The sequence below is a fragment of the Vreelandella stevensii S18214 genome (assembly GCF_000275725.1).
GTDB classification, from domain to species: domain Bacteria; phylum Pseudomonadota; class Gammaproteobacteria; order Pseudomonadales; family Halomonadaceae; genus Vreelandella; species Vreelandella stevensii.
Window position 1 is genome coordinate 1 of the sequence record NZ_AJTS01000019.1, and the last position, 5,884, is coordinate 5,884.

General features: G+C 61.0%; 5 protein-coding genes and 2 pseudogenes. 5 read left to right on the forward strand and 2 right to left on the reverse strand.

Translation table 11 applies throughout. The features are described from left to right. The 3 genes and pseudogenes from HSS18214_RS19445 to HSS18214_RS0103160 form a co-directional block, all read left to right on the forward strand. Positions 1–252: pseudogene (locus HSS18214_RS19445) on the forward strand (hypothetical protein); the annotation flags it as partial. Further along, positions 249–878 (forward strand): NAD(P)H:quinone oxidoreductase, encoded by a 630-nt coding sequence (gene wrbA / locus HSS18214_RS0103155; RefSeq protein WP_016913854.1) that lies wholly within the window; start codon positions 249–251, stop codon positions 876–878. The pseudogene HSS18214_RS19445 and the gene wrbA, both read left to right, overlap by 4 nt. Beyond that, entirely contained in the window at positions 875–1,270 is a 396-nt protein-coding gene (locus tag HSS18214_RS0103160; protein ID WP_016913855.1) for a DUF2069 domain-containing protein, read from the forward strand. Before wrbA ends, HSS18214_RS0103160 begins: the two co-directional genes overlap by 4 nt. 2 nt (positions 1,271–1,272) lie before the next feature. On the opposite strand, the gene HSS18214_RS0103165 is transcribed toward HSS18214_RS0103160, so the two are convergent. After that, positions 1,273–1,965, reverse strand: coding sequence for a cytochrome b/b6 domain-containing protein (locus tag HSS18214_RS0103165; RefSeq protein WP_016913856.1), 693 nt, complete (start codon positions 1,963–1,965; stop codon positions 1,273–1,275). A 165-nt stretch (positions 1,966–2,130) separates the two neighbouring features. On the opposite strand from HSS18214_RS0103165, the gene pdxH reads away from it, so the two are divergent. Next, positions 2,131–2,775 (forward strand): pyridoxamine 5'-phosphate oxidase, encoded by a 645-nt coding sequence (pdxH, locus tag HSS18214_RS0103170; RefSeq protein WP_016913857.1) that lies wholly within the window; start codon positions 2,131–2,133, stop codon positions 2,773–2,775. 56 nt (positions 2,776–2,831) lie between these two features. On the opposite strand, the gene HSS18214_RS0103175 is transcribed toward pdxH, so the two are convergent. After that, positions 2,832–5,579: a bifunctional acetate--CoA ligase family protein/GNAT family N-acetyltransferase gene (locus HSS18214_RS0103175; RefSeq protein WP_016913858.1), complete on the reverse strand. Its 2,748-nt coding sequence runs from the start codon at positions 5,577–5,579 to the stop codon at positions 2,832–2,834. Between the two features lie 106 nt (positions 5,580–5,685). On the opposite strand from HSS18214_RS0103175, the pseudogene HSS18214_RS17795 reads away from it, so the two are divergent. After that, positions 5,686–5,884: pseudogene (locus HSS18214_RS17795) on the forward strand (histone deacetylase family protein); the annotation flags it as partial.

The following is a 5,884-nucleotide window of genomic DNA, read 5'->3' on the forward strand; positions in this document are numbered from 1 at the left end:
ACCGTGACGGCAGATCAGTTGGAAAGGCTGGACCGCTACGAACGGCTGGGGGTGCGCTATAACCGCATCAAACAGCCGCTGGCCAACGGGCAGCAGGCTTGGGTATACGTGCGCTTGCCAACCCTCGGGCAACGTTGGCTTGCCCCTCCTGTCGACTTGGCCGCTCTGGTAACATACCCCACATCTTTGACGACGCCGCCAACCCCAGGCAGCGTCCTTGCCTATTTCAGGCCCCTTCAGGAGCGACCATGAGCAGCGATGCTACCCCTTATGTATTGATTCTCTACTACTCTCGTTCAGGCGCGACGGCAGAGATGGCACGACAGCTGGCCGCCGGCGTGGAAAGCGTGGCAGGCATCGAAGCACGCCTGCGCACGGTGCCGCCAGTATCAACCACCTGCGAGGCCGTCGATCCCGAGATTCCGCAAGAAGGCGCGGTTTACGCCACGCTGGACGATGTACGCCACTGCAGCGCGCTGGCATTGGGCAGCCCGACCCGCTTTGGCAACATGGCCGCCCCTTTGAAGTACTTCCTGGACAGCACCAGCAACCTCTGGATGAATGGTGCACTGATCGATAAACCCGCCTGTGCCTTCACCTCGACCTCCAGCCTTCACGGTGGCCAGGAGAGCACGCTGCTGAGCATGCTGGTGCCTCTGCTGCACCATGGCATGGTGTACGCAGGCGTGCCTTACAGCGAGACCGAGCTACTGAGCACCCAAACCGGCGGAACTCCCTACGGGGCGAGCCACGTGGCGGGCGCCCGCAGTGACCGCCCGGTGGATGCCGACGAACGCGCGCTGTGCCGAGCACAAGGCAAACGTATTGCCCGGCTGGCCATGGCACTTGAAGCAATGCGCCGCAAGGAGGCTTCATGAGACAGTGGCTGGATGGTCTGGAACAGCGCCACGGGCTGGATACGTTGACCCGCTACTCCCGCCAGCTGGTGCTGGGGAGTTTCGCGTTGCTGATGCTATTGGTCATCTATCGTGGGTTCTTCATTCAAGGGGATGAATTCAACTGGCGGCCGGTGGTGGCGTTCATTCTGCCGCTGCTACTGTTCTTGCCCTCGATCATTGGCCAGCGTGCGCGCGGCCATGCCTGGCTGGCCTTCGTCAGCCTGCTCTACTTCACCCAAGGGGTCATGCTGGCCACGCTGCCAGGGCAAGGCCTGCGCGGCGTGCTGGAAGCCATCGTGGCATTGGCGCTATTCACCGGCTGTATGGGCTACGCGCGTTTCCGTAGCCGTCAGCAGCACCTGAAAGGCTGATCTTACGCAAACCACAGCCAACCACTGACACCCGCCGCCACCAGCAGCGCGCCGACGGCACACAGCCGCTGGGTAGCCGCCGAGTGAACGGCGGGTGCTTCATCCACGGGCGGCCGGGCAAAGCGTTTCACGCCAGTGACCATGGCAGCAAGTAGCCCTTCCCCCTTGGCACCATGTAGCGCCACCCCGGCCACATGCACGCCGATCAATATCAACAGCAAATCACTGTTCAGGGCGTGCAGCCTGGCGAGATCGCGGCTGAGGTCACGTTCGATCCAGCCGTTCAGCGGCCCCTGGAAGAAGATATCGTCACTCAGGAACAGACCGCTGAGGGCTTGAAAGCCAAGACTCAACAGCAGCAGCACGACCATCCAGCCGCCCAACGGGTTGTGGCTGGCATAGCGAGGCTCTCGGCGCTTCATCAGCGCACGGACATAGTCGGTAGTACGCGCCGGAGAGTAGAGAAAGGTCGAGAAACGAGCGTAGCGACTGCCTACCAGCCCCCACAGTACGCGGAAGACGACCAGCCCTAGAATCACATAACCCGCCTGAGCATGTACCTCGATGGGAAACAGAAACGGCGCCCCATCGGTTTTGGTCGTGTAAAAGGCCAGGGCGACGGCGACCAGCAAGGCCAAGTGGCACAGGCGTATCAGTACATCCCATACTGCAATGCGTCTTGTCTCCTTCTGCATTCCCCGTTCCTCTGTCATGGCGCTGGCAAGGGGTCTCATTATCCACGTTGCTATCGCCGTCACAAGCACAGGTAGCAAAGCGAGGCATGATCAATGCTTGAGCTTTACGCACAGACCAGCGAACATAACCCGCATACAATTGATGAAAGCAAGGGAGATCCGCTCATGACACGTAACATTGCCGATGTCAGGCGCGACTACGAAGGTGGACGTCTGGAAGAAGCCGCCGCCCCCAGCGACCCGTTTGTGCTGTTCGATGAGTGGTTCAGCCTTGCCCTGGAAGAGGAAGGCCAGGATGGCAATGCCATGACCCTGGCCACGGTGGATAGCCAGGGGCGCCCTCATGCCCGCGTGGTACTGCTCAAGGGCTTCGATGCTCAGGGCATGGTGTTTTTTACCAACTACCACAGCCACAAAGGCAGCGAACTCAATAACGTGCCTTACGCGGCACTCACCTTCTGGTGGCCGTCGCTGTCGCGGCAGGTGCGTATCGAAGGGCCTGTCCAGCAGGTTCCAGCAGCAGAATCAGACGAGTACTTCTCAAGCCGCCCTCGGGGCAGCCAGCTGGGCGCATGGATTGCCACCCAGAGCGTGGTGATTCCTGACCGCAACTGGATCGAGGAGCGTCAGAAGCGCTTCGAGCAGGCGTATGAGGGCCAGACGATTCCGCGCCCGATTCACTGGGGAGGTTACCGGGTCAATCCTGAAATGATCGAGTTCTGGCAAGGCCAGCCAAGCCGCCTGCACGACCGCCTGCGCTACGAGCGCCGCGACGGTGGCGAGTGGAGCCGCTTCCGCCTGGCGCCCTGACATGGCATTCCATGTCACCTTGCCTGAGGAGGCCGCTCCTCAGGCAGTACCCGCCTTTAATCCGGTAAACTCTCCAGGCGATGGCGCTGCCATTCGCTATCCGGCTCGTTGAGCCTCAGCACTGCATCGATCACCTGCTCCTCCATGTTATAGCGGCAGCGGAACCCCAGGTGCTTCATCAGCGCCCGCATGGGGTGGTTGTCCACCATGATCTTGCCGATCATTTCCAGGGTGCCAATGCTGGTGCAGTAATCGATCATCTTCTTCATCAGCAGGCTACCGATCCCCAAGCCCTGCAAATCATCGCGAATGATGATCGAGAACTCGGTGCGAATGTTGTCGGGATCGTTCCACACTCGCACCACCCCCAACATCTCCTTGCTGCCATCGTCGTGCTGATGTTCGGCAATGAAGGCCATCTGCCGGTCATAGTTGATGTGCGAGAGAATCGAGAGGTCACGCTGAGTCAGGCTGGACTTGTTGTGAAAATAGCGAAAACGGATGCTCTCCTCCGACAGCTGCCGGTGAAAGGCGGTGATCAGCGGCGCATCTTCTGCGCGAATTGGCCGTACTTCCACCTGCCAACCGTTTTTCAGGGAAACCCATTCCCGCAGCTCTTCCGGGTACGGCATGATGGCGAACCGGGCGGGAGTGCCCAAATCCATGGCAAAATCCACCGCCAGCATGCCGTCACGGTTGAGCAACAGCGGGTTGAGTTCCAGGCCGCGCAGATCGGTCAGGTCGGAGGCCATCTGTGACAGCTTGACCAGCAGCTGGCAGAGCCGCTGGATGTCCCGCTCGGGGTCGGCAGAGTGTTCACGGATCAGCGAGGCGGCATGGGTGCGGCCGACCACATCCGAGGCCAGGCTCATGTTCAGTGGCGGCAGGGCCCCCTGCCGATCCGCCAGCACGTTGACCTTGTAGCCCCCAATGCCAAACACGATCAGCGGACCGAACACCGGATCTCGGGTGATGCCGGCACAAATCTGCATGGAGTGCTTGCCCCGCTGCATGGGCTGAAGGCAGTACTCACGCACGCTGTGTTCAGGGAATTTCTCGCGGACCTTGTCACCCAGTTGGCGCACGCCATCGGCCACCTGCTGGGCGCTTTCGAGGTCCTGCAGCAGGCCTGCGGACAGCTTGTGAGGATGTTTGCGATAACGATAGGGTCGGCAGTTGCCGTCGTGAATCACTTTCAACGCCTTGGGCCCCGGAAAGCGGTCTGCCACCTGCAAGGCTTCTTCCGGCGACTGGAGGTAGACACTTTCTGCCGTAGGGATGCCGTAGGCTTCCAGCACCTGGGCGGTTTCCGAGTGGGTCAGCGTTTGCCGCCCCTGCTCCTTGGCGTGTTTGATCAGGGCGCGGCACTCGGCGCGAATGGCCGGGCTGGTGGAAAACGGCAGGCTGGGCGGAATCTCATGCAGTAGCGCCTGCACCCGCTGATAGTCGACCATGTGCATGAAGGCCTTGACCGCTTTTTCTGGCGACGTGTAGGTGGGTATCCCCGCCAGATTGCAGACATGGCGGGCATTGAGGGCTTCCTTGAGCCCCATCCAACTGGTCAGCAGGTTGCGCTTGAAGGTTTTCCGGTGATCGATCAGTGCCTGAGCAGTGGCCACCGACGGTGCAAGCCGAGTGGGGGCGTGAACCACCAGCACCGCATCGACATTGGGGTCTGCGGTGACGATTTGCAGCGCCTCGACAAAACGCTCCGGCGTGGCGTTGCCCCCCAGGTCCACCGGGTTTTCGCCCGGTTTGCTCATGTCGACCTGGTTCTTGTGCAGTGCCGCCTGGGTGTCGGCGTCGAACTCGGCCAGCGTTCCTCCGGCACTCATCAGCTTGTCGATAGCCAGCATGGCGGGGCCAAGTCCGTTGGACACGATGGCCAGGCGGTCTCCGCGCAGCGGCTTCATGCGCGACAGCGTTTCCAGCGCATCCAGCATCTCGTCCGAATCATTCACTCGCACTACCCCTGCCCTGGCAAAGGCAGCATCGAACACTACGTCACGATTGGCGATACCCGGCGTCGGCGGCATGCCGGAAATATCCGATTGCGGGGTTCGACCACTCTTGATCGCCACCACCAGTCGATTGCGCGAGGCATCTCGCACGGAGGTCATGAAGTGCTGGGCGTCGGTGACTCGTTCGAGGTGCAGCAGGATGGCCTGGGCTGGTGAATACTGATTCACGTAGTCGATCAAATCCGGCAGCAGCACATCGACGCTGTCACCCACGGTAATCAGATGGGAAAAGCCCACGTCCCGCCCGGCTGCCCAGTCGATCATCGCATTGGCCAACATGCCGGACTGGCCCAGATACGCGACCCGCCCGGCCTTGATGGGTTGGCTGGCATAAGAGGCGTTGAGCTTTTTGCCAGGCACGATCAGCCCCATGCACTCCGGACCCAGCACTCGGATGCCGGATTCCCGAGCGGCCTGCAGCATGCGTTGACGAATCGACCCCTTGTCGCCCTCCTCGCGGTCCAGATAGGCGCCGCCTGACAGCACCAGCGCGGCCTTGGCGCCGAACTTGCCCAGCTTACGGATCAAACGAGGCACGCCCTCGATAGGCGAGCAGATGACACACAGGTCAGGGACTTCCGGCAGCTCGTCGACATTTCTGACGCATTTGACCCCAAACACGCTGTCGTAGCCCCGCAGGTTCACCGCCCATAGCGCACCTTTGAAGCCCGCCTCCTGCACGTTGCCCAACACGAGCCCACCCAGCGATTCAGGCTTTTCAGACGCCCCAAACACGGCAATGGAGCGAGGCTCGAAAAAATGGTGCAGAAAGCGTGTGCTCACGAAGGCATCTCCTCTGACATGGGTTCCTACTGTGTACGACTTATTGACACTGTCGCGCAAGCCCTCGGGGCGATTAAGGTGGCTTTACTGTCACCGGAGCACTTGCATGATTACCGCCTACCTTACCCACCCCCACTGCGTATTGCACCATATGGGGCCGGAACATCCCGAAAGCCCTGAGCGATTGGAAGCCATTCGTGCACGCCTGTCGCTGAGCGGGCTGCTGCAACAAACCATGCAGGGGGATGCCAAGGAAGCGGATGATGAGGCGCTTGCACGAGTGCACCCCCTACGCCACCTGAAAG